Origin of the sequence: Enterococcus mundtii, assembly GCF_002813755.1 — a bacterium.
Lineage (GTDB): Bacteria > Bacillota > Bacilli > Lactobacillales > Enterococcaceae > Enterococcus_B > Enterococcus_B mundtii.
This window is the reverse complement of record NZ_CP018061.1, coordinates 2,118,551-2,143,303: the sequence shown is the minus strand read 5'-3', so window position 1 is coordinate 2,143,303 and position 24,753 is coordinate 2,118,551. Positions and strand designations below refer to the sequence as shown.

The window sequence follows — 24,753 nt, the reverse complement described above, 5'->3', positions numbered from 1 at the left end:
AGTTGATTTCTAATTTTAGAGGAGTGATAAAATAACTTTTTAACCTGTGATTTGGACGCGCTTGTTTTTCCGTAAATAAACTGATAAAAAAAAGGAGATGAGATTGATATGAAAAGAATTAAGAGTATTAGTTTAGTTGCTTTGTTATTTTCTTCGATTGTTTCAATGACTTTACCAGCATTTAATGAGTCACCAGAGGTTCATGCTGAAGAGGTGCGGGAAACTCAGGTCGCGCCTTATCGCAATGTCATGTACTATGGCGATTGGTCGATTTGGGGTGGAGAAGGAAATTTCTATCCTAAAGATATTCCAGCTGATCAAATCACTCATTTGAATTTTGCCTTTTTAGATTTTGATAGTAATGGCGATTTAGAATTTACAGATACGGATGCTGCTGTTGGTGCGCCTGTAGGACAAACAGGGGTTCAATGGAATTCAGCAAGCTCGGGTATCTTGAATGCGATCCAAGATCTACGTGGGAAAAATCCCAATATGAAAATTGGGGTCTCTTTGGGGGGCTGGTCTAAATCAGGTGATTTTTCTGAAGTAGCGGCTGATCCAGTGAAACGACAAAATCTAGTGGAAAACGTCACCCGATTCATCAAATATACGAATATGGATTTTGTTGATGTCGATTGGGAGTATCCTGCAGATGTTCGACAACCTGACTTGGTAGATAATGTCAATGATGAAGGAACGCCATATGCAGTACCTGAAGATAAAGAAAACTATATCATTTTGCTAAATGAGATTCGTGAGTCGATTGATGAACAAGGCGAAGAACTAGGCAAGACCTATGAATTATCAGTTGCGCTGCCTGCATCTCAAAGTAAATTATCTTCAGGGATAGACATTGATGGTTTATTTGAAGTTGTTGATTTTGCAAATATCATGACCTATGATATGAACGGTGGTTGGGGAGACCGCAGTGGACATCATACAGCGCTTTATGGGAATCCTGCTGATCCTAATTATGACCAAGGACTTTCGGTAGATCAAACGGTTCAGTTTTTAAGGAATGAAGGTGCGCCAGCTGAAAAAATCGTGATTGGGGCAGCTTTTTATACTCGTGGTTGGCATGAAGTAGCAGAAGGCAATAATCCGTTACTACCGGGATTGTTCCAAACGGCTGAACAGAGTAATCGAAATGCTGACCTATCGGCAACATACGGGGCAAAAAACAAAAGTCCATTAGTTGTAGGGGATGGTGGTAGAGCCGGTGGTGTCTGGCCTTATCGAAATATTCCAGATTTGATCAGTGCAACGAGTAGATTGACTGAATACTGGGATGATGTAGCGAAGGCCCCTTACATGTATAGTACAGAAACTGGCGAATTTTTCAGTTTTGATAACGTACGCTCGATCGGTTATAAAACACAATATGTACAGGAAGAACAATTAGGCGGTATGATTTCTTGGATGCAATCACAAGACAAGGAAACGACAAGTACAAAACGTGACGAATTGACGAACGCGATCAAAGAAGGCTTATTTGGGAATACACCATTACCACAGCACGAAATCGTTAGTACACCATTAGACATCTCTGTGGATATCACCCCTTATACAGAGAATAATGTAAGCGGGTACGAAATCACAGTTACAAATAATGAAACATTGACAGAATCATCTACTGTATTAAGCGCTGTTGAGGCTGCACAGAAAACAGTCAAGTTGCCTAAATTTACGATCGACTTGAATAGCAATGAAACATTAAGTGCAGGAAACTATAAAGCTGGAACTGTTTCTATGGATAATGGCACAGTGACAGTTGATCTATCTTCCGTTTATGATGGCAGAGAGATTGCGCCTGGGGATTCTTATGATTTCCGATTACAATCTGATACGTCACAGGTTTTGGTTGATCATATTGATACGATCACTTTAAGTCAACGAATTGGGACTGAAGGCATTGAAATCAATCACCAAGTGATCTTTGGTACAGAAGAGCCAGACCCATCAGATGTTGAGGCACCGTCGATTCCAACAAATGTTGCAGCGACAACGATCACTGCAACAGAAGTGACATTGAACTGGATGGCTTCGACCGATAATCAGCGAGTAGCAGGTTACTATGTTTACCGTGATGGACAATTAGTCGGACAACCAAGAACACCAACATTTACAGATACGGGATTAACACCTGATACAGAGTATACGTATACTGTCAAAGCATTCGATGCGTCAAGCAATGTTTCGGCTGCTAGTCAATCAGTGATCGTTCAAACCTTGGAAGACAGTGTGCCTGGATATGCGGCATGGGGTTCAGGAACAGTCTATCTTATGGGAGATAGAGTCACTCATCTAGGCAATACGTATCAGGCAAAATGGTGGACACAAGGCGATGAACCTGGAACTCAACAATGGGGACCATGGGAATTGATCAATTAGATCGTTTAAATATAAACAGATTCAGGGGTGACCATTTACTGACAACTGGTTGCTGATGAAATTGAAGAACCTCGTTGGGCTTGATGAAACATCAATACCTAACGAGGTTCTTGCGTTTAGAAAAGAATTACTGATTGAAATAAGTGAGTAGCGCTTGTGTGATCGATTGCGCCAACTGTTGTTGATAGTTAACGGTAGCCAATGTAGCTAAATCTTCGTCATTATTCATATAGCCCATTTCGATCAAGAGGGATGGCTGAAGGTTTTCTCTTAACACCTGATAGTTCCCTGTAGCAGTTCCACGAGATGTAATGGGCAGATCCGCCAGTTCATCAGAAACAGTTTCCGCTAGACGTTGGTCTCTATTGTAATAATAATAAGTGGTGGTACCAGTTGCTTCATTGGGCGATTCAGTCGAATCAGCATGTAAGCTGATAAAAAGGTCAGCGGCTTTTTCTTCGCTAAATGAACAGATGTCATCTAAAGAAATGTAGTCATCTGTTTCATGTGTCAAATAAACCGTTGCGCCAGCGGCTTCTAAACTCGTTTGTAACTGTTTTGCGGCAGCGAGTGTCACTGTTTTTTCTTCTGTATGTCCATCTGTGCTAAGCGCGCCTGTATCGTCGCCTCCGTGTCCAGGATCTAATACGATCACCGCTTCTGATAGGTCACTCGGTAGCTCTTGTGTCGAGCGAGTCAGTGATGAGCCGTCCGTAAGTGATAAATAGCCCGTTTCACCATCATTCGTGGTAATTTTGTAGGCGTTGGCTGTAGTTGAAAGAAGCGTAGCCAGTTCACCAGCATTGACGGAAATAAGCGGTTCACTTAATGACGAATCTGCATACAATGTGGCATCTTCTTTTCCGATTTTTATGAGGTCTCTGAAGAAGAATCAGTGGTTGGTATGATGCTAGAGACACTGTTACTTGTCTGTTGTCTCGCATTTGTTTCTTGATTGCTAAGACCAAATTTGAAAAGGGCAATGATCCCGATTATACATAAAAAAATAATAATTCGCATTTTTTTCATCGTTTTCACCTCTTGAACATGAGGATAAACAACAAAACTTAAATCGAACTTAAAGAAAAGTGGAACAAGCTAAAACTAATAGTTAGTTGACTAATTTTTTGGCTTTTTCTGTGTTCGCAAAATGCAATTTTGCATAGTTTGCTAACAAGGCTTCGCCACCTTTTTTTAAAATCGTTGCAGCGACTTGGTCGGATTTTGTACCTGCACCAGAAGGAAGCGTGAGACCAAGTTCAGCAGATTCTTTGTCCAACTCTTCTAAAAAGCTTGCGCGACTAATGATCGAAGCGGCAGCAACAGCTAAATGATATTGTTCACCTTTTGTAACAAAGTAGAGTTTTTCGGTGAGTTGATTTTTTTCTAAACGCGCGTATTTTTTAAAGTTGGCTTCCGGTGTGAACTGGTCGATCAAAATAGCATCCGGCTTGACTGGTGCTATTTTTTGTAACAATAAGTGGATAGCTTGATTGTGTAAAGCGACCTTCATTCTCACTGCATTATACGTAGGTTGGATCTCATTGTATTTTTTTGGTGGCAAGACCAGTAATTGATATGGGATCGTTTCCTTTAATACTTTGGCTAATTGAATGATTTGTCCATCTTTTAATTCTTTTGAATCTTTGACGCCTAACGTGCGTAATTCTTTCAATTGTGTTTGATCGACATAGGCAGCACAAACAGTCAGTGGGCCAAAGTAACTACCGTTGCCGACTTCGTCACTCCCTAAAACAGATAGTGTTTGTAGATCTTTGGGTAAGGAAGAAGAATTAGTTTGTGTCGCTTTTTTTGCTGTAAGTGGATTTCCCCATTTCGCTGCTTCTTGTTCGGCGCCGGTGCCTTGAAACATCACTTTTCCAGAAGTATAGGCAGTGATCGTTGTGCCATTTTTTTTTGCTGAAAAAAGAGTATATGGAATCGGTTTTTGTACTAGAAATGGGCGATACGCCTCTTTCATCTTATTCATTTGATTTGTCGTTACTTTTAAGATAATGTTACTCATGTTTTCCTCCTGTTGCGATCCAGTCGTAAGAAAAGTTGTATTTGACTAGATCCAGCTGATTTGAAATCAATGCACACATAGCATTTTTGCAAAGTTTATCATATAATAGTAAAGTATTTATAATGAAGTTTTTCGTGTACGGTTAATTGCTTAACTATATGGTACACTAGTTAATATTTTTGGCAATAGGAGGAGACAGATTCATATGGCACATGAAAAAACACGCTATAAAGCGGTGATTGCGGACCAAACGTATACTATTATCGGGCAAGAATCAAAACAGCATATGGATATGGTCACAAAATTAATCAATGAACAATTAGCTGAACTGAAAGAATTGTCCCCTCAATTAGACAATGAACAAGCAGCTATTTTATTAGCAGTCAATGCATTTTCCGATCAATTGAAAAGACAGGAAAAAAATTTGAATTTAATAAAAGAAGTCACAGAACTGAAACAAAAAATGGTGAGATTCACAGAAATGGAAAATCGGATCAAACGAATCGAAGCGATTGAAAACGAAGCACGAGCAGTATTGAAAGAAAATGGAAGTGACCATAAGATCAAAAATCATGTGGAAGCACAACAGATTCTAAATGAAAAACGAAAAGGTCAAATCAAACAAAGATCTTCAAATTGATATTATTATAGAAGAGAAAGGAAGAATGTATGCTTAGTCTTTTGATTTTATTTATTTTGCTGATTGCATTTTTTTCTGGAGCCAGTCGTGGTTTTGCGCTACAGGGGATTTATCTGGTTGGTTATTTTGTCTCATTTCTAGCAGCACAAACCTATTACAAAACATTAGCCAATCATCTGCAATTATATATTCCTTATCCTGCGGTAACAGCCAATTCTAACTTAGTTTTTTTTGATCAAGCTTTTTCATTTAAATTAGATGAAGCATTTTATGCAGGGGTGGCTTTCTTGATCATTTTATTTATTGGTTGGCTAGTCACACGATTCATTGGGGTATTCGCTCATGGGTTGACGTTTATTCCTGTACTAAAGCAATTAGACTGGGTGGCTGGCGGGATTTTATCCGTGATCATCACCTATATTTCCTTGGTTCTAGTTTTACGTTTACTGACGTTTATTCCGGTGGGATTTATCCAAAACCAATTTAGTGGCAATAATCTTGCAACATTTATGGTTGAACGAACACCTATTTTAGCAAATAAAATGTATGATCTATGGGTGACACAAGTGATTAACTAAGTAAGAAATGATTTCTTGTCAATGACAGAGGCTATGAAGATGTTGGTTAGTCTTGAAGACTGCTTAGCCATCTATCGGCCTCTTTTTTAGTGAAAGTAAGGTGAAAAAAATGAACAAACGCATTCTAGAAACATTAGAGTTTGAAAAAGTAAAACAACAAGTACTACAGTTTGTGATCACAGCACAAGGGCAAGAAGAATTAGCCCAGCTTGTGCCAGTGAATGAAGCAGAGACGATCAGATATTGGTTGGAAGAAACAGAAGATGGTCTAAAAGTCCAACGATTGCGTGGCGGTATCCCAATCCCCAAATTAGAGAATATCCGTCCGCATATGAAACGCATCGAAATCGGTGCTGACCTTAATGGGGTCGAGCTAGCACAGGTTTCCCGTGTCCTATCAACTACTAGTGAGTTGCGACGTTTTATTGATGATTTAGCAGATAGCGAGATTGAGTTTGCGCGTCTTTATTTTTGGACAGATCAATTAGTTGCTATCCCATCCTTGAGTCGTCGTTTGAAAGAAGCAATCGATGATGATGGACGAGTGACGGATGATGCCTCTCCAGAGTTGAAGACGATCCGTCATAATATCCGTAGAAGTGAACAAGCAGTTAGAGAACAATTAGATGGGATCGTTCGTGGGAAAAATGCCAAATACCTAAGTGATGCCATCATTACGATGAGAAACGACCGCTATGTTATTCCAGTAAAACAAGAATATCGTGGTGTGTTTGGCGGAGTCGTCCATGATCAAAGTTCTTCGGGACAAACACTATTCGTTGAACCAAAACAAGTCGTGGAATTGAACAATCGCTTGCGTCAATATCAAATTGCCGAACGCAATGAGATCCAACGTATTCTAAGCGAGTTGTCGGCGGAGTTAGTTCCTCATCGTCAAGAAATCATCCACAATGCGTATGTCATTGGAAAAATGGACTTGATGAATGCGAAAGCACGCTTTGGGAAAGAACTAAAGGCAATCGTGCCGACGATCAGTACAGAAAACATCGTTGATTTGAAGCAAGCCAGACACCCATTGATCGATCAAGAAAAAGTCGTCCCAAATGATATTTCGATTGGGGAAAACTATCAAGCGATCGTCATTACCGGACCAAATACTGGTGGGAAAACCATCACGTTGAAAACACTGGGCTTATTGCAATTGATGGGGCAAGCAGGGTTACCGATCCCGGCGGATGAAGAAAGTCAGATCGGGATCTTTGAAGATATTTTTGCTGATATCGGAGATGAACAATCGATTGAGCAAAGTTTATCGACCTTCTCCTCACATATGACAAATACCGTGGATATCCTTTCCAAAGTCAATGAAAAAAGCTTAGTTTTATTTGACGAACTAGGTGCGGGGACTGATCCTCAAGAAGGAGCAGCGCTAGCCATTGCTATTTTAGATGATCTCGGAAAGAAATCTGCCTATGTGATGGCAACAACACATTATCCTGAATTGAAAGTCTATGGCTACAATCGCTCGAATACCATCAATGCGAGTATGGAGTTCAACGTTGACACTCTTAGCCCAACTTACCGCTTGTTGATCGGCGTGCCGGGTAGAAGTAATGCCTTTGAGATTTCAAGTCGTTTAGGATTAGACAACCAAGTCATTGATGAAGCCAAGCAATTGATGAACGATGAAAGTCAAGACTTGAATGAAATGATCACTGATTTAGAGAATCGTCGAAAAATGGCAGAAACAGAGTATTTAGAGATGCGTCATTATGTCGATGAAGCGCAACGTCTGTACAATGATTTGAAAGAAGCTTATAGCTACTTCTTTGAAGAGCGTGAACAAGAAATGGCGAAAGCCAAACAAAAAGCCAACGCACTTGTTTCTGAAGCAGAAGAAAAGGCAGAAAAAATCATTGCAGATATTCGCAACTTACAAAAACAAGTGGGGCAGGGTACGGTCAAAGAGCATCAATTGATCGATGCAAAATCACAGTTAGCCAACTTGCATCAAGAAGAACAATTAAAGAAAAATAAGGTCTTGAAAAAAGCGAAAGAACAGAAAACATTGAAACCAGGTGACGAAGTACTCGTGACGACTTATGGGCAGCGTGGAACATTGTTGCGCAAAAATGGCAACCAATGGCAAGTGGAGATCGGTATCCTGAAGATGAACGTTTCGGAAAGTGAATTAACACCGATTGCTCCCCAAAAAGAACCACAACAACGAGTGATCCATACGGTTCGCTCAGATGCTCATTCCACCGTCTCCAACCAGCTGGATCTTCGAGGGAAGCGTTATGAAGAAGCATTAAATGAAGTCGATCTATATTTAGATGCGGCAATTTTGGCTGGCTACCCTCAAGTGACGATCGTTCATGGAAAAGGCACAGGCGCACTAAGAACCGGAATCACCGATTATTTAAAAAATCATCGTAGTGTCAAGAGCTTCGATTTTGCTCCAGGAAATCAAGGGGGCAATGGTGCGACAATTGTTAAATTTAAATAAAACTTACTAAAGGTAAGCAAATAGCTCGAATCTAGGCACCAATAGTGCTATACTTAGAGTAGACTAATAAATGGAGGTCTTTGATATGGCTCAAGTAATTACAGATGCAACATTCAACGAAGAAACAGATAAAGGGTTAGTTTTAATCGACTTTTGGGCAACTTGGTGTGGACCTTGTCGAATGCAAGCGCCAATTTTAGACCAGTTAGAAGAAGAATATGACGAAGACGAATTCAGAATCGTGAAGATGGATGTTGATGAAAATCCTGAAACACCACAACAATTTGGGATCATGAGTATTCCAACATTACTTTTGAAAAAAGACGGCGAAGTAGTAGAAAAAGCAATCGGTGTTCAATCAAAAGATCAATTACGTCAAATGATTGCCCAACACTTATAAGATTAAGTAACTAACACATCAGACTGAGACAACAATCATATGGATTGCTGTCTCGGTTTTTTTGCGACTAATCGAGTCATAAAACTGAACGGAGACGTGGAATAAAAAAGCCATAAATGAAGAGAATAGAATCTTTTGTTAGCGTACAGGATACTTAAAAATTTATACGATAAGCTACGCAAAATTTTTCTTGTGTCTCTTCGCTTGATACTTCTATCTCAACCTCTGTTATAATAGCGATATCAGAAATATAAAGGAGCAGTCACCATGAATGAACGAATAAAAAATAAACTTGCATTACTTCCTGATCAGCCTGGCTGCTATTTGATGAAAGACAAAAACGGTACGATCATTTATGTAGGAAAAGCCAAAGTCTTGAAAAATCGCGTGCGTTCCTATTTTACTGGAAGCCATAACACGAAAACGGAGCGATTAGTTAGTGAGATCGAGGACTTTGAATACATTGTGACAGAATCTAACATTGAAGCGTTACTGCTAGAAATCAATCTGATCAAAAAGAATGATCCAAAATACAATATCATGTTAAAGGATGATAAAACTTATCCTTTTTTAAAGATCACGAACGAAAAATATCCTCGTTTAGTGATCACTCGTAAAGTATTAAAAGACAAAGCCTTTTATTTTGGTCCTTACCCCGATGTTGGGGCTGCGAATGAAACAAAAAAGATTTTAGATCGTTTATTCCCTTTACGGAAATGTAAACCGAGTCAGACAAAAGAACCTTGTCTTTATTACCATTTAGGGCAATGTTTATGTCCCTACTATTTTGATGTAGATCCAGCGGAATATACAAGTATCGTGAATGAAGTCAAACGCTTTTTGAATGGTGGTCATGAGACGATCGAAGCCGAGATCCAAGAAAAAATGGCCAAGGCCGCAGAAAATATGGAATTTGAAAAAGCAGCAGAGTATCGTGATCAAATCAGAGCCATCGAAACGATCATGACAAGACAAAAAATGACAAACACTGATTTGATTGATCGAGATGTGTTTGGTTATGCCATTGATAAAGGCTGGATGTGTGTCCAAGTATTCTTTGTACGTCAAGGAAAACTGATTGAACGAGATGTATCGATCATTCCTTTTTACAATGAAGCAGAAGAGGATTTCTTAACATACATCGGGCAGTTTTATCAAGAAAATGAACATTTCATTCCAAAAGAAGTGGTAATCCCTGATACGATCGACCAACCGAGTGTTGAGGCGTTGTTAGCGACAAAGGTCATCCAGCCCAAACGTGGTGAGAAGAAAAAGTTAGTTGAACTAGCCAATAAAAATGCAAGGGTGGCATTGAACGAACGCTTTGATTTGATCGTTAGGAAACAAGAACGAACGATCGGAGCGATCGAGCGCCTTGGTAATGCAATGAACATCCCAGCACCTATCCGGATCGAGTCTTTTGATAACTCTAATATCATGGGGACCGATCCAGTAGCAGCGATGGTGGTGTTCATCGATGGAAAACCAGCAAAAAAAGAATACCGTAAATATAAAATCAAAACGGTCGTTGGACCGGACGACTATGCTTCGATGCGAGAAGTCATCTACCGCCGCTATGCACGTGTGATACGAGAAGAACTGCCATTGCCTGATCTGATTTTGATCGATGGGGGGAAAGGGCAAGTCGATGTAGCAAAGGATGTATTAGAAAATCAATTAGGTATCGATATCCCAGTCGCTGGAATGGCGAAGAATGATAAGCATAAAACCAATGAGTTGTTATTTGGGAATGAATTAGAAGTTGTTCCGCTTGAACGAAATTCACCAGAATTCTTTTTATTGCAACGTATCCAAGACGAAGTCCATCGCTTTGCAATCACGTTTCATCGCCAATTACGTAGTAAAAATAGTTTTGCTTCGCGCTTAGATGAGATTGAAGGGTTAGGGCCAAAACGAAAAAAAATGTTGTTGAAAGAGTTCAAATCGTTAAAAAACATCACCGCTGCGTCAATTGAGGAGTTACAAGAAATTGGTCTACCAAAAAATGTCGCACAAAATGTTTTCGATAAACTGCATAAAAATTGAACTGAGGGCGCTTTACAAAACCTGTAAACTGTCCTATCATTTTTATATGTACAATAAAAAACAATAACATAAGTTTTTATATATAAGTTATTTTTATATCGTACAGTAAAGGATAGAGGAATTTAGGATGAAGGAGTGAGAAAATGCTAGAGGTAAAGGATTTGGTTAAGACGTTTGGCAGTTATACAGCTGTTGATCATGTTTCTTTTCAAATACCTGATGGAAAAATCATGGGATTGATTGGGCAAAACGGTGCAGGAAAAACAACGACTTTTCGCTTGATTTTAGATTTTTTGACGCAAGATCAAGGCGAAGTGCTATGGAACGGTCATCATTTGAGTGAAAAAGATTATGATATCATTGGGTATTTACCTGAAGAACGAGGGCTTTATCCCAAGGTATCGATCCAAGAACAGTTGATCTATTTTGCTGCATTACGTGGAAAAACGAAAAAAGAAATTGAACCTAAGATCGATTTTTGGATGGAGAAATTTCAAGTAAAAGGGAAAAAAACAGATAAAGTTAAGTCCTTGTCAAAAGGAAATCAACAAAAGGTACAACTGATTGCAACACTGATCCACGAACCTAAGTTGATTATTTTAGACGAGCCTTTTAGTGGGTTGGACCCAGTGAATGCTGAGCTACTTAAAGACGGGATCATCGAATTGAAGAAAAATGGCTCATGTGTCATTTTTTCTAGTCACAACATGGATAATGTTGAAAAGATTTGTGACCACTTGATCATGCTTCGAAATGGGGAGATGGTACTAGATGGGAAAGTCCACGAGATTCGAGAAGCATTTGGACGAACAAAGCTATTTTTAGAGTCTGGATTATCACAGCAAGAAATAGAGGAAATCGACGGGGTCCAAAAAGTGATTCTTCGTGAGGATCAATCGTTGGAAATCACATTGGATCATCCAGATGTAGGGAAAGAGATCTTTACTCGCGCGACGCAATTTGGCTATATTCCAATGTTCAATCAACAACCGCCTACTTTAGAAGAAATCTTCAAGATGAAAGCAGGTGAGCTACATGAGTAAGTTTTGGATCATCACGAAAGATGTCTATTTGAAAAATGTCAAATCGATTTCTTTTATTATTATGATACTAGTGCCGTTTGTTTTGATGGGTGTGATTTACTTAGCAGGTAATTTTGCTCAACAAAACAGTGAAACAGATAAAATCGGTGTCATTGCTGAAGACCAACAAATCACTGATTATTTGAGTCAATCCGATATGGGGGATTTCCACTTTGAAGCTTTTTCATCGGAGGATGAAGCCAAAAGTAAGTTATCTGACGAAAAGATCGATGCGTACATGGTAGTCACGACAGATAATGGAGAAGTATCCGGAGAATTATTTAGTGAAAACTCATTAGGCCAAGCAACGCAACTGTTGATCCAACAGCAGTTGACTGGCTTACAGTCGATGATGCGGGCAAGTAGTTTAGGGATCTCTCCAGAAGAAGTGGCTGCATTAAGTCAACCCGCTGCATTTTCAAGACAAAAAGTCAGTTTTGATGCAAATGGTGAAATGACGATAGGAGAAGATAACTCAGCTGTTCAATATGCGGTCAGTTATGTTGCAACAATCATTCTATTCATCATCATCTTGACGTATGCACAGATCATTGCACAAGAGATTGCTTCAGAAAAAGGGACAAGAATCATGGAAGTGATTTTGTCTAGTACCACTGCACAAAAACATTTTTATGGAAAATTGACAGGGGTACTGCTAGTGGCAGTCACTCAAATGGCTTTATATGGCATCATCTTTGCAATAGGATTCAATCAGTTCAAAGATATGGAAATCGTTAAAAGTGTACTGGATGGGATTTCTTTAGATAGTATTTTCGGCCCATTCTTATGGTACTCTTTACTATTTATGTTCTTTGGTATTTTGATCTACGCGGTATTAGCTGCCTTATGTGGCTCATTGGTCAACAAAGCCGAAGATACAGCAAAAGCGATTTTACCAGTGACGTACCTTTCTTTAGGGGGTTATATGTTAGGATTGATCCTTGGTGCATCTGATCCGAATAATATCGTGATCCGCATCACTTCATATATACCGTTCCTATCTTCATATATCATGCCGATCCGCTTGGCAAATGAAACAGTTGAAATGAGTGGCGCATTGATTTCTTTGGTCGTCTTAGTGATCATCACATTCGTATTGATGTTCATGTCCGCAAATATGTACAAATCAAACGTGCTTGTTTACAGTGAAGGTGGTATTTGGACGTCATTGAAACAATCAATTTCAATCATGAGAAATGAACGCAAAAAGAAATAAAGGTTGAAGTTGTCACAGAAATATTCAACTCTGAGAAATAAGCCGAGACACCCGAAAATTGTTCTTCAAATTTTGGGTGTCTCGGCTTATTTTCATAAGAGTTGCTTTTGGTCGTATACCTAGAGCGCTTTTGTTTGATTTAAAAAATTCACGATTATATATGTACCTATTTTCGAATAGGTAAAGTAATTTTGTTGTAAATATCCATTGTGTGTCCTATAATTTTAGGTATACCAATTTTGGAGGCGTTTGGATGGATCAATATTTAGAATTATTGTCAGAAAAATTCCCAACAAAAGAAGAAGTCATTACGGAGATCATCAACTTAGAAGCAATTCTACAACTACCAAAAGGAACCGAATTATTTTTAAGTGATATCCATGGCGAGTTTCCAGCATTTGATCATATATTGAGAAATGGTTCAGGGAATCTACGAGAGAAAATCAAAGATTTATTTCAAGAATGTTTAAGTGAAGAAGAGATCAAGCGATTAACGATTTTTGTTGCCTATCCGGAATACGCATTAGCGACTGACTGGTACAAGAAACAAGACAAAACAACGTTGATCCATCAATTGATTGAGTTGCTGCGATTCACTTCTGTCAAGTATACGAGATCAAAAGTAAGAAAAGCCTTACCTAAAGAATATAGTTATATCATTGAGGAATTATTGTATGTTGATGATCGTGTGCAAGGGAAAAAATCTTATGTGAGTAAAATCGTTGATCAGTTGCTTGAGATGAATGAAGAAGAGCGCTTTTTAAAAAAGTTAGCGCAGACGATTCAACGAATGGTGATCGATCATGTCCACGTAGTCGGAGACATCTTTGATCGGGGGACACAAGCCGCCAAAGTGATGGACCGCTTGATGGAGATCCATTCAATCGATATCCAATGGGGCAATCATGATATTTTATGGCTTGGGGCGTATTGTGGCTCGGAAACTTGTTTGTTGACCTTATTGCGTATCGCTGCGCGGTATAATTATTTATTCGAGTTGGAAAAAGAATACGCGTTGAATCTGCGTTCCCTTTGTTCGTTTGCGACAGAAACTTATCAGACAAACCCTTTGTTTACACCTAAGAATAGCCAAGACGCGACAGAACGCGAGAGAGAAGAGATGGAGAAGATCCATCAGGCGCTTGCGATCATGCAGTTCAAACTAGAATCCCAATTACTGAAACGACGACCGGAATTTGAGATGGCGGATCGGGATATCTTAGCGAATATCGATTATGAAAAAAATGAGTTATTTCTGGATGGTCAAAAGTATACGATCCATCACCCATGTTTTCAGACGATTTCTACGCAGGAACCGGATCGTTTATCGGCAGACGAACGACGAGTGATCGATATGTTGCTGTATTCTTTTCAACATTCACTCCGAATGCAAAAACATATGGATTTCCTTTTAGAAAAAGGTAGGATGTATCTTGTCACGAACCAAAGTATCTTGTTTCATGGCTGTATGCCAGTAGATGAACATGGTGAGTTTCTAAGTTTTAAACTTGGGAGTGAGACGTATCAAGGGAAGCAATTGATGGCATTCTTTGAAGAACAGATTCGTGAAAGTGCTAAATCACTAAAGAAAAAAGAAGACTTAGCGACTGATTTGATTTGGTATGCATGGAGTGGGCCTTACTCGCCGTTGTTTGGTAAAAGTAAGATGGCGACGTTTGAGCGTTATTATTTAGCAGAAAAAGAAACGCATGTGGAAGTCAGCAATGCTTACTATCGATTACGAGACAAAGAATGGTTGAGTCAAAAAGTAAGGCGTGAGTTCGGTGTACCGGTTTATGGTTCAGTGATCATCAATGGACATACACCAGTCAAAGTGAAAAAAGGGGAATCCCCAATCAAAGCAGACGGAACAGTTTTCGTGATTGACGGTGGTTTATCAAAGGCCTATCAACGAACAACAGGTATTGCAGGGTATTCGTTGCTATGTAACTCTTATGGCTTTCAAATCGTGACCCACTATCCATTTCTAGGCATCGAGGAACAATTTGAAACAGCCAATGGCTTGGCAGAAGTGAAAAAGGTCATTGATCAACAGTTGCCACGAAAATTAAATCGTGATACGACAAAAGGGAGCGAATTACAGCGACAAATCCAGCAATTGAAACAGTTGCTTGAGTATCGTAGAAGTTAACTGCTGGTCGATGTGCCTTGCATAAAATGAATGAAGCCCGTCTAGCAGAAACAACATGTTTCTGCTAGACGGGCTTTTCATTTCGTTTGTAACGATCATAACGATTGTACAAAATAATCAAATAATTTTTGATCGAGTGGATTTTTTTGATGAATAAGCTCAGGATGCCATTGAACACCAAGTATTCGTTGGTCGGATCCTCTACTTTCAACAGCTTCCACCAATCCATCAGGAGAATACGCTGTCGCTTTTAGTGTGGGAGCAAGATCTCTGATTGCTTGGTGATGATAAGAATTCACAAAATAAGAAGTAGGTAATATTTCGTGGAGTCTACTATCTGGTTCGACTGTGATTTCATGCGTAGCAAATTGCGGTGGGGTTGGTTGTTGTTCATGTTTGACTGACCAATTTGGATATAACGTAAGGTCTTGGTAGAGATTCCCACCTAACGTTACATTCAATAATTGCATCCCACGACACACAGCTAAGATCGGTTTGTTTTGCTTCAATGCTTCATGGATCAACGCCTGTTCAAACAAATCTCGATCGAGGTTTGTTTCTGTCAATTTAGGGTGAGGCGCTTCGTTGTAGAGCGAAGGACTGACATCCTGACCACCAGCAAGGAGTAGCTTATCGACGAGCTGAATGTAGTCACGAGCGCTTTCTGTGGAAGAAATAGGGAAAAGCAAAGGCAAGCCCCCTGCTTGCTGTACCGCATTAACAAAACCTTGCGGGGTGTAAGTGACTTGATTTCCTTGAAATGTTTCTGTAGCCCGCAGTAATTGATTGGCCGCGATACCAATTTTTTGATGCATACGATTTCCTCCATTCATTAACTACTTCTATTTTAGCAATAGTTTAAAAAAAATTAAAATATTTGTTTTGGAAAACGTACGTAATTATATAATAGGTAGAATGTTTATCTAAAGTTGCTCATTTACTGTCAGTTGTGAACTTTCTGAAAGGAAAAAGGGATCTGTTAGTTGAAATTTTACCTGAATTTGTTATACTTGTAAGTAAGAAATATATAAATGGTTGGGCGCAAGCTTCAAGGATCTAGTTCTTCAAGGGGTGAGAAGAACATTTTTTTGAAAGTGCCTAAATTATCTGAAGTTATTTTTAGAGGGACATACTTTCAATGAAAAAAGAAAGGATGTCCCTCTTTTTTTTAGAGAAAGGAAGTGGGGAATGTGCTAGAAGCCTTAGAAAAAATCAAACAAGCTGAAAAAGAAAATGAACAAGCGATGAAAAAGCTTCAGCAAGAGTTAAAAGATTATAAAGAAGCAAAAGATGTCGAATTGGATCAACTTCGTGCAAGTCAAAAACAACATTTGGAACAGTTGTTTGAAGAAAAAAAACGAGCGGAACAGCAAAAAGCGATTGCTGAAAAAAATAAATTGAACGAAGACGCTAGACGATTGCAATCTATCGTACAAGAACAATATGAGAAGCAACGTCAGCAAGCGGTTGACGCGATCATTGAAAGGGTGAAAGAAACCTATGGCCGTCACTAAGATGGAAAAAGTGACTCTCATTTCCGATAAACAAAATCAGGATGCCTTATTACAAGCAATCCAAGGTATCCAAAATGTAGAGATTCGCGATCTTTTTCAAGAAACGACAAATAATCAATGGGTGGATACTTATTTTCCTAAAGCAGCGATTTTCGAAAAAGAACCGATCGTCAATGCGCTTACTAGTCGGATCATGCAAACAAGAGAAGCTGTTCAATTCATTGATCATCACGGGGACAAGCAACAAAAGAAACAACACCTCAAACGAAGAGAAGTGACCTTGCAGGAACTAGAAGCAAATTATTCGGAAGAAGATTTTACGAAGCGTTTAACTGAAATATTAGGGTTAAAGAAACAATGGGAAACATTGGCAGAACAACGAGAACAACTGTCAGAGCAGGAAGACTGGTTGACACATTGGGCAAATCTGGATGTTATACCGCAAAGCTTTCGTAGTCACCAAACAACAGTTGAGATGGGAACGATCAGTGTTGCTAATGCGATAGAATTTCGAGAAGCATTAGCAAAAGTACCAGAGGTCTACGTGGAAGAAGTTAGCGAAACAGACCACTTCGTTTACTTGACTTACGTGGTGCTCAAAACTTCAGCATCTATTGTCGATGAGATTGCTACTCGTTATGGTTTTGTCAAAGAAGCATATCCTTATAAGCAGACGCCAAAAGAACAGCTACAGGAAATCAAACAAGAGTTGCAAGCTTGTTACGAAGCACAAAAACAATTAGCGATCAAAATTGGTCGTTGTAGCAGTTACATCCAAGAATTGGAATGGGCAGAAGAAATCCTCTTGGCAATGGCAGAACGAGAAGCAGTGAAGGATCGATTTGTCATGGCGCCTTACCTGATCGTTGTCCAAGGCTGGGTCGGCGAGGACGAAAAGCAAGAATTGATCCAGCAGGTAGAAAATACGTTGTCTGCTGATGAAGTCTTTCTTAGCTTTGAAGCGCCCACCGAAGAAGAGATCGATCAAGAAGTACCAACGAAATTGAAGAACCATCCAATAGTGGCACCTTTTGAAATGCTGACGGAAATGTATAGTTTACCTAAGTATCATGAAATTGATCCGACACCATGGATGACGCCATTTTATCTTGTCTTTTTCGGGATGATGGTGGCTGATATTGGTTATGGTTTACTCATGCTTATAGGCGCAATCATTGCGCAAAAATTGTTGGTATTGCCTCGAGGGATGCAGCGATTTGCTAAGTTTTTCGAGATCTTAGCCATTCCGTCGATCATCTGGGGATTTATTTACAGTTCCTTCTTTGGCCAAGCGTTACCGACAGAAGTGTTAGGTATCCACTTACCCTTCCCATTGTTGTCTACAACAGATGATGTCAATACGATTTTAGTCTTGTCTGTCATATTTGGGCTTATCCAAATCTTAGTTGGGTTGTTTCTTGCAGCAAAAGAGCATATCAAGCGCAAAGATTACGTGGATGCGATCAATGATGGATTTGCTTGGCAAGGGATTTTAGTGGGAGTCGTCCTTTTATTGCTTGGTAGTATGATCGTCAAGAACCCGATTTTTGTTTATCTAGGTGCAGGATTAGCGATTTTATCAGCGCTATGTATTTTGGTCATTCCGATTTTCCAATCTTCATCTAAAGCCAAAGGTGCTGCAAAAGGAGCCTATAATTTGTATGGTTTGACTGGTTATATCGGTGATCTAGTGAGTTATACACGATTGATGGCTTTGGGGATCTCTGGCGGGAGTATCGGGGCTGCCTTCAATATGTTGGTTGCTTTCATGCCGCCAGCCGCACGTTTTAGTGTCGGGATCTTATTGATCATCGCTTTACATGCGTTGAATATGTTCTTGACCTTGCTTAGTGCCTACGTGCATGGCGCGAGATTGCAATATGTCGAATTTTTCGGCAAGTTTTATACCGGAGGCGGACGGGCCTTCGATCCACTGAAAACAGCGGAAAAATATGTCAATATCAATCATAAGAAAAAGTAAAAAAATTGGAGGAATTTTAAAAAATGATGGATTACTTAATTGCTCAAAATGGTGGAATGGTGTTTGCGGTATTAGCGATGGCAACAGCCACGATCTTTTCAGGGATCGGATCAGCGAAAGGTGTGGGGATGACCGGTGAAGCCGCAGCTGCATTGACGACAAGTCAACCGGAAAAATTCGGACAAGCGTTGATTTTACAATTACTTCCCGGAACACAGGGACTTTATGGCTTCGTAATCGCCTTCTTGATCTTTATCAATTTAAATGCAGATATGTCGGTTGTCCAAGGGCTGAATTTTTTAGGCGCATCTTTACCGATTGCCTTTACTGGATTGTTTTCTGGGATTGCTCAGGGGAAAGTATCTGCTGCAGGTATCCAAATCTTAGCGAAAAAACCAGAACACGCAACTAAAGGAATTATCTTTGCCGCAATGGTTGAAACTTACGCAATCTTAGGCTTCGTTATTTCTTTCTTATTAGTATTGAATGCTTAAACAAGGAGGAAAAACAATGAACGCCATTGATAATATCATTCGTCAAATGAATGAAACAGCTGAAGCAGAACGAGCGGCGTTTGAAAAAGCAGAACGTGAAAAAATCGATCAGCAGTTCAAAATCGAGCGTGCGCGTTTAGAAGCAGACGATGAAAAGCAAAAATCTAAAGAACTTGAAGAAATCGAAAAGAGTTACCGTCAATTAAGAAATCGCCAACAGGTGGAAGTGCGTCAAGCAACACTCAATGAAAAACAAGAATTTTTACATCGTTTGTTTGCTGAAGCACGTCAAGAATTAGAAAGTTGGCCAGCAGAAGATCAACTTTCCTTCATGTTCAATATGGTGCAGAATTTATCCTTATCTGGTGATGTTACTTTATTAGCCGGAGAAAAATCTGCTGCCATTTTAACTAATGAAGTAGTGACAAAGTGGAATCAACAGCTGCCTTTTACCTTGCATCTCAGTGATCGAAGGATTGCCAAAGAAGCAGGATTTTTGATTGATGACCAAGGCGTACAATACAACTTTGTCTATCGTGATCTAGTACAAGAAGTGCAAGAACAAATGCGCTTTGAAATTGCGAAGCAACTATTCGAGTAAGGAGGGATCGGTGAATGGAGTATCATGAATTAAATCCCTTGATTCGTGGAAGAGAATTAGAACTTTTATCAAAAGAAGACTTTGATCGCATGATCCAGACGAAATCATTGGACGCATTAGGCGAAATGTTAAAAACAACGATTTATCATCCTTATATCTACGAAGGTTTTGAACGGGACTTTGAGGAAAATCTGTTGGCTGAATCGGGCAAACTATTTACCTGGTTGAAAGAGTCGGCGCCAGAACCTGAAGTCGTTTGGGTCTATACGATGCGTTATACGTTCCATAATTTAAAAGTATTGACAAAAGCTGAGATGACGGGCAAAAATCTGGATCACCTGTACCGTAACGATGGGTTTTATTCATGCGAAGCGTTAAAGCAAGCAATCCATACACAAGCCTCTACAGAATTGCCTTCGCAGTTGATGGATAGTATTCGTGAAGTCCATGAATACTGCGAAGAATCCTCTGTGTTACAAGGAATCGATGTTATCTATGATCGCTATTTCTTGACAGAGCAACGCCGTCTTGGAGAGAAACTTGGGTATCCGGAATTACTGGAAGAAATCATTGCGTTTATTGATTTGACTAATATCACGACGATGGCACGCGGTATCTTGCAACAACGATCCAGCGGATTTATGACCGCAGTACTTTCAAGTTCTGGCAGTATCCCGAAAGAAACGTTTTTGAGTTTCGTCAAAAGCGAGTTGGATACCTATTTGAACTTTCTGCAAACAACAGATTATCGTCAATTGATCGAACCTGCAATCCATGAAGGAGAACTAGATTTTGTTCGATTAGAACAAATCAAAGACGATTACTTATCTTCGCTGTATGAAGCCGCACAAACGCAGGCTTTTGGCCCGTTGCCTTTACTTGCTTTCTTGAATGCAAAAGAAATTGAGAGTAAAAATCTTCGGTTATTAGTGATCGGTAAGAAAAATCACTTTGATAATGAAACGATCAGAGAAAGGGTGAGACAAGTCTATGACGCATAAAATCGGTGTCGTTGGCGACAAAGATTCTGTTTTACCATTTAAATTATTTGGGTTTGATGTGCACTATGCGACAGAGCCACAAGAAGTGAGACGCGCAATCGAACAAATGGCAAAAAGCGCCTATGGAGTGATCTATGTCACAGAACAATCGGCGGCAATGACGCCTGAAACGATTGAACGCTATAAAGAATCGATGACACCAGCAATCGTCCTTATCCCTAGCCATCAAGGAACGATGGGGATCGGCGTGACAGAGATCCAAAAGAGTGTGGAAAAAGCAGTTGGACAAAATATCTTATAGAATGTAAAGGAGATAGTGCCTTGCAAATTGGAAAAATCATAAAAGTCTCCGGCCCTCTCGTGATGGCAAAAAATATGTCAGATGCAAGTATCCAAGATATGTGCTTAGTGGGAGAGTTAGGAGTTATCGGCGAAATCATTGAGATGCGCGGAGATGTCGCATCAATACAAGTATATGAAGAAACTTCGGGGATCGGCCCTGGTGAACCCGTTCGTTCAACAGGTGAAGCGTTATCTGTCGAGTTAGCGCCTGGGATCATTTCACAAATGTTTGATGGGATCCAACGGCCATTGGATACGTTCATGGAGATCACGCAAAGCAACTTTTTAAGTCGTGGTGTCCAATTACCCGCATTAGATCACGAGAAAAAATGGTGGTTTGAAGCAACTGCTGAAGTCGGGCAAGAAGTCAGTACCGGAGATGTTCTAGGCGTGGTGGGTGAAACAAAGATCATTCAACACAAAATCATGGTACCTCATGGTGTCAAAGGAAAAATCAAAAAAATCGAAGCCGGATCATTTACGATCGATGAAGTGGTTTGTGTCATCGAAACAGAAGATGGTTTGCGAGAATTGACGATGTTACAAAAATGGCCTGTTAGACGTAGTCGTCCGATCAAAGCAAAATTGAATCCGGACGCGCCAATGATTACTGGGCAACGTGTTATCGATACCTTTTTCCCAGTGACAAAAGGCGGAGCTGCCGCTGTACCTGGCCCTTTTGGTGCCGGTAAAACAGTTGTTCAGCATCAAATTGCTAAATGGGCGGATGTCGATATGGTCGTTTACGTTGGTTGTGGTGAACGCGGCAATGAGATGACGGACGTACTGAATGAGTTTCCGGAATTGATCGATCCTAATACAGGTGAATCATTGATGGAACGTACCGTATTGATTGCCAATACATCGAATATGCCAGTAGCCGCACGGGAAGCATCGATCTATACAGGGATCACCATTGCGGAATATTTCCGTGATATGGGCTATGATGTGGCGATCATGGCAGATTCGACCTCTCGTTGGGCAGAGGCATTGCGAGAAATGAGTGGACGTTTAGAAGAAATGCCTGGTGATGAAGGCTATCCTGCTTATTTAGGTTCTCGTTTAGCAGAATACTATGAGCGTTCAGGACGTGTCATTGCTTTAGGTAATGAAGAACGTGAAGGAAGTATTACAGCGATCAGTGCGGTTTCACCATCTGGTGGAGACGTTTCTGAGCCAGTGACTCAAAATACGTTACGTGTGGTGAAAGTTTTCTGGGGATTAGACTCCAGTTTGGCGCAAAAACGTCATTTCCCATCCATCAACTGGATTCAAAGCTATTCTCTTTATTCGTCAGAAGTGGGACGTTACATGGATCAGATCCTACGAGAGAATTGGGCAGAGATGGTGGCAGAAGGAATGCGTATCTTGCAACAAGAAGAGCAATTGAATGAAATCGTGCGTCTTGTTGGTGTCGATTCACTTTCAGATAATGATCGCTTGACGCTTGAAGTAGCAAAATCCATTCGTGAAGATTACTTACAACAAAATGCGTTTGATGAGGTGGATACATTTACTTCTAGAGAAAAACAATTCAAGATGTTGAAATTGATCCTATCTTTTGGTGAAGAAGCACGTCAGGCGATTTCATTAGGTGCTTATCTCAGTGAGATCATGAAAGGAACTGTGGGATTGAGAGAACGAATCGGTCGTAGTAAATTCGTGCCAGAAACAGAATTAGAGAAATTAGATGAAATCCAAGCGAATATCAAACCAACGATCCAAGCAATCGTTTCAGAAGGAGGAATGACCGATGATTAAAGAATATCGAACAATTGGTGAAGTGGTCGGTCCTTTGATGGCGGTCGAGAAAGTCGCTGGGGTGAAATATGAAGAATTGATCGAAGTTCGTATGCAAAATGGCGAGATTCGTCGTGGACAAGTACTTGAAGTACAAGAAGACAAAGCGATGGTCCAAATCTTTGAAGGAACTAGTGGGATCAATCTTAGAGATTCAACGGTCCGCTTTTTAGGGCATCCATTAGAGCTAGGGGTTTCTGAGGATATGATCGGTCGTGTATTTGACGGGTTAGGTCGACCAAAAGACAATGGGCCAGAAATCCTACCAGAAAAATACTTGGACATCAATGGAGAAGTCATCAACCCGGTGGCTCGTGATTATCCTGATGAGTTTATCCAAACAGGTATCTCAGCAATCGATCACCTGAACACTCTAGTCAGAGGACAAAAATTGCCGGTATTTTCCGGCTCTGGTTTGCCACACAAAGAATTAGCTGCTCAAATTGCGAGACAAGCGACGGTATTAGACTCTTCTGATGATTTTGCAGTTGTTTTTGCTGCCATTGGAATCACCTTTGAAGAAGCAGAATTCTTTATGGAAGACTTCCGCCAGACGGGAGCGATCGATCGTTCGGTGATGTTCATGAACTTAGCAAATGATCCAGCCATCGAACGGATCGCAACGCCTCGTATGGCATTGACTGCGGCTGAATATCTCGCCTATGAAAAAGGGATGCACGTGTTAGTCATCATGACAGATATGACCAACTATGCCGAAGCATTACGAGAAATCTCTGCTGCCCGTCGTGAAGTACCAGGTCGTCGCGGCTATCCAGGGTATCTTTATACGAATTTAGCGACTTTATATGAACGTGCTGGTCGAATCCGTGGGTTGAAGGGTTCTGTTACACAGATCCCGATCTTGACCATGCCAGAAGATGATAAGACACATCCCATCCCTGATTTGACCGGCTATATCACAGAAGGACAAATCATTTTGACAAGGGAATTGTATAAGAGCGGCATCCAACCACCGATCGATGTCTTGCCTTCACTTTCACGTTTGAAAGATAAAGGGACAGGTGAAGGGAAAACTAGAAAAGATCATGCAGCAACGATGAACCAATTGTTTGCGGCGTATGCTCAAGGAAAGCAAGCCAAAGAATTAGCTGTTGTCTTAGGGGAATCGGCGTTGTCAGATGTGGACAAAATCTATGCTAAGTTTGCGGAACGTTTTGAAAAAGAATATGTCAATCAAGGTTTTTATACCAACCGCTCGATCACTGAAACGCTGGATCTAGGATGGGAACTTTTAGCCATGCTTCCACGAACAGAATTAAAACGGATCAAAGACGATCTGCTTGACCAGTACCTGCCAGAAGGGGAGTGAGTGTCTGATGGTTCGATTAAATGTTAATCCGACACGAATGGAATTGACACGACTCAAAAAACAATTGACGACTGCAACAAGAGGACACAAATTGTTGAAGGATAAGCAGGATGAATTGATGCGTCAATTCATCCTACTGATCCGTAAGAACAATGAACTGCGCCAAGTAGTAGAAAAAGAAATGACAGCAGCTATGAGCGATTTTGTCCTTGCGAAAGCTTCATTACCTGAAGCTTTCATTGATGAATTGTTTGTACTACCGTCTGAAAATGTCGAGTTAGCTGTTATCGAAAAAAACATCATGAGCGTCAAAGTACCGATCATGAATTTTGAATATGACGAACAGCTAGGCGAAGCGCCGGTGGATTATGGCTATTTGAATTCCAATGCAGAATTAGACCGTTCGATCGATCGTTTTACCTCATTTCTTCCTAAGCTCCTTGAGTTGACAGAAATCGAGAAAACCTGTCAACTGATGGCCGGTGAGATCGAAAAAACACGGCGTAGAGTGAATGCGTTAGAGTACATGACGATCCCACAACTAGAAGAAACGATCTATTATATCAAGATGAAGTTAGAAGAAAATGAACGTGCGGAAGTTACTCGCTTGATCAAAGTGAAAAATATGGGGAACGCTGATTAGCTAAGTCATCCGTGCAAATTAGTAACGTTGTTCGTTCATCCGAGCT

General features: G+C 40.3%; 20 protein-coding genes, 1 pseudogene and 1 other annotated feature. Of the genes and pseudogenes, 18 read left to right on the top strand and 3 right to left on the bottom strand.

Annotated features, from left to right (window positions below):
- The first annotated feature begins 108 nt into the window (after positions 1-108).
- Positions 109-2,391 carry a glycosyl hydrolase family 18 protein gene (locus tag EM4838_RS10120; RefSeq protein WP_071867316.1) on the top strand — a complete coding sequence of 761 codons (2,283 nt, stop codon included), beginning with the start codon at positions 109-111 and terminating at the stop codon, positions 2,389-2,391.
- A 127-nt stretch (positions 2,392-2,518) separates the two neighbouring features.
- Here EM4838_RS10120 and EM4838_RS10115 read toward each other — a convergent pair.
- Both EM4838_RS10115 and rnhC read right to left on the bottom strand, forming a co-directional pair.
- Positions 2,519-3,420, bottom strand: a pseudogene (locus tag EM4838_RS10115) (N-acetylmuramoyl-L-alanine amidase family protein).
- Between the two features lie 82 nt (positions 3,421-3,502).
- Positions 3,503-4,417, bottom strand: a complete 915-nt coding sequence (gene rnhC / locus EM4838_RS10110; RefSeq protein WP_071867317.1) for a ribonuclease HIII — start codon at positions 4,415-4,417, stop codon at positions 3,503-3,505.
- A 205-nt stretch (positions 4,418-4,622) separates the two neighbouring features.
- On the opposite strand from rnhC, the gene zapA reads away from it, so the two are divergent.
- The 8 genes from zapA (at position 4,623) to EM4838_RS10070 (ending at position 15,001) form a co-directional block, all read left to right on the top strand.
- On the top strand, positions 4,623-5,057 hold the full coding sequence (zapA, locus tag EM4838_RS10105; RefSeq protein WP_071867318.1) for a cell division protein ZapA: 435 nt from the start codon (positions 4,623-4,625) through the stop codon (positions 5,055-5,057).
- 29 nt (positions 5,058-5,086) lie between these two features.
- On the top strand, positions 5,087-5,635 hold the full coding sequence (locus tag EM4838_RS10100; protein WP_071867319.1) for a CvpA family protein: 549 nt from the start codon (positions 5,087-5,089) through the stop codon (positions 5,633-5,635).
- Positions 5,636-5,744: 109 nt separating this feature from the next.
- Positions 5,745-8,105 (top strand): endonuclease MutS2, encoded by a 2,361-nt coding sequence (locus EM4838_RS10095; RefSeq protein WP_071867320.1) that lies wholly within the window; start codon positions 5,745-5,747, stop codon positions 8,103-8,105.
- A gap of 85 nt (positions 8,106-8,190) precedes the next feature.
- Complete coding sequence (gene trxA, locus EM4838_RS10090) at positions 8,191-8,505, top strand: thioredoxin (RefSeq protein WP_010734835.1); 315 nt, start codon at positions 8,191-8,193, stop codon at positions 8,503-8,505.
- 267 nt (positions 8,506-8,772) lie between these two features.
- A complete protein-coding gene (gene uvrC / locus EM4838_RS10085) occupies positions 8,773-10,551 on the top strand; it encodes an excinuclease ABC subunit UvrC (protein WP_071867321.1) in 1,779 nt (592 codons plus the stop codon).
- A gap of 143 nt (positions 10,552-10,694) precedes the next feature.
- On the top strand, positions 10,695-11,594 hold the full coding sequence (locus EM4838_RS10080) for an ABC transporter ATP-binding protein (protein ID WP_071867322.1): 900 nt from the start codon (positions 10,695-10,697) through the stop codon (positions 11,592-11,594).
- Positions 11,587-12,849: an ABC transporter permease gene (locus tag EM4838_RS10075; RefSeq protein WP_071867323.1), complete on the top strand. Its 1,263-nt coding sequence runs from the start codon at positions 11,587-11,589 to the stop codon at positions 12,847-12,849. The genes EM4838_RS10080 and EM4838_RS10075 overlap by 8 nt, the downstream gene beginning before the upstream one ends.
- 253 nt (positions 12,850-13,102) lie before the next feature.
- Positions 13,103-15,001 carry a fructose-1,6-bisphosphatase gene (locus tag EM4838_RS10070; RefSeq protein WP_071867324.1) on the top strand — a complete coding sequence of 633 codons (1,899 nt, stop codon included), beginning with the start codon at positions 13,103-13,105 and terminating at the stop codon, positions 14,999-15,001.
- A 95-nt stretch (positions 15,002-15,096) separates the two neighbouring features.
- Here EM4838_RS10070 and EM4838_RS10065 read toward each other — a convergent pair whose 3' ends face one another.
- Entirely contained in the window at positions 15,097-15,816 is a 720-nt protein-coding gene (locus EM4838_RS10065; protein WP_071867325.1) for a gamma-glutamyl-gamma-aminobutyrate hydrolase family protein, read from the bottom strand.
- 218 nt (positions 15,817-16,034) lie between these two features.
- Positions 16,035-16,082, top strand: a sequence feature (sodium ion sensor (DUF1646 type); this cis-regulatory element may regulate processes involved in with the transportation of sodium ions).
- A 100-nt stretch (positions 16,083-16,182) separates the two neighbouring features.
- On the opposite strand from EM4838_RS10065, the gene EM4838_RS10060 reads away from it, so the two are divergent.
- Genes EM4838_RS10060 through EM4838_RS10020 form a run of 9 tightly spaced genes read left to right on the top strand, consistent with a single transcriptional unit; the run spans position 16,183 to position 24,707 of the window.
- A complete protein-coding gene (locus tag EM4838_RS10060) occupies positions 16,183-16,515 on the top strand; it encodes a hypothetical protein (protein ID WP_233433731.1) in 333 nt (110 codons plus the stop codon).
- Positions 16,502-18,496 carry a V-type ATP synthase subunit I gene (locus EM4838_RS10055; protein WP_071867327.1) on the top strand — a complete coding sequence of 665 codons (1,995 nt, stop codon included), beginning with the start codon at positions 16,502-16,504 and terminating at the stop codon, positions 18,494-18,496. Before EM4838_RS10060 ends, EM4838_RS10055 begins: the two co-directional genes overlap by 14 nt.
- 23 nt (positions 18,497-18,519) lie before the next feature.
- Positions 18,520-18,990, top strand: coding sequence for a V-type ATP synthase subunit K (locus EM4838_RS10050; RefSeq protein ID WP_010734843.1), 471 nt, complete (start codon positions 18,520-18,522; stop codon positions 18,988-18,990).
- A 16-nt stretch (positions 18,991-19,006) separates the two neighbouring features.
- On the top strand, positions 19,007-19,591 hold the full coding sequence (locus EM4838_RS10045) for a V-type ATP synthase subunit E (RefSeq protein ID WP_071867328.1): 585 nt from the start codon (positions 19,007-19,009) through the stop codon (positions 19,589-19,591).
- Positions 19,592-19,605: 14 nt separating this feature from the next.
- Positions 19,606-20,592, top strand: coding sequence for a V-type ATPase subunit (locus EM4838_RS10040; RefSeq protein ID WP_071867329.1), 987 nt, complete (start codon positions 19,606-19,608; stop codon positions 20,590-20,592).
- Positions 20,582-20,893: a V-type ATP synthase subunit F gene (locus EM4838_RS10035; protein ID WP_071867330.1), complete on the top strand. Its 312-nt coding sequence runs from the start codon at positions 20,582-20,584 to the stop codon at positions 20,891-20,893. Before EM4838_RS10040 ends, EM4838_RS10035 begins: the two co-directional genes overlap by 11 nt.
- Positions 20,894-20,913: 20 nt before the next feature.
- Positions 20,914-22,695, top strand: a complete 1,782-nt coding sequence (locus tag EM4838_RS10030; protein ID WP_071867331.1) for a V-type ATP synthase subunit A — start codon at positions 20,914-20,916, stop codon at positions 22,693-22,695.
- Entirely contained in the window at positions 22,688-24,064 is a 1,377-nt protein-coding gene (locus EM4838_RS10025; RefSeq protein WP_010734848.1) for a V-type ATP synthase subunit B, read from the top strand. The genes EM4838_RS10030 and EM4838_RS10025 overlap by 8 nt, the downstream gene beginning before the upstream one ends.
- A gap of 7 nt (positions 24,065-24,071) precedes the next feature.
- The gene (locus tag EM4838_RS10020) at positions 24,072-24,707 is read left to right on the top strand and encodes a V-type ATP synthase subunit D (protein ID WP_071867332.1); all 636 of its coding nucleotides are present in this window, start codon (positions 24,072-24,074) and stop codon (positions 24,705-24,707) included.
- The last annotated feature ends 46 nt before the right edge of the window (positions 24,708-24,753 follow it).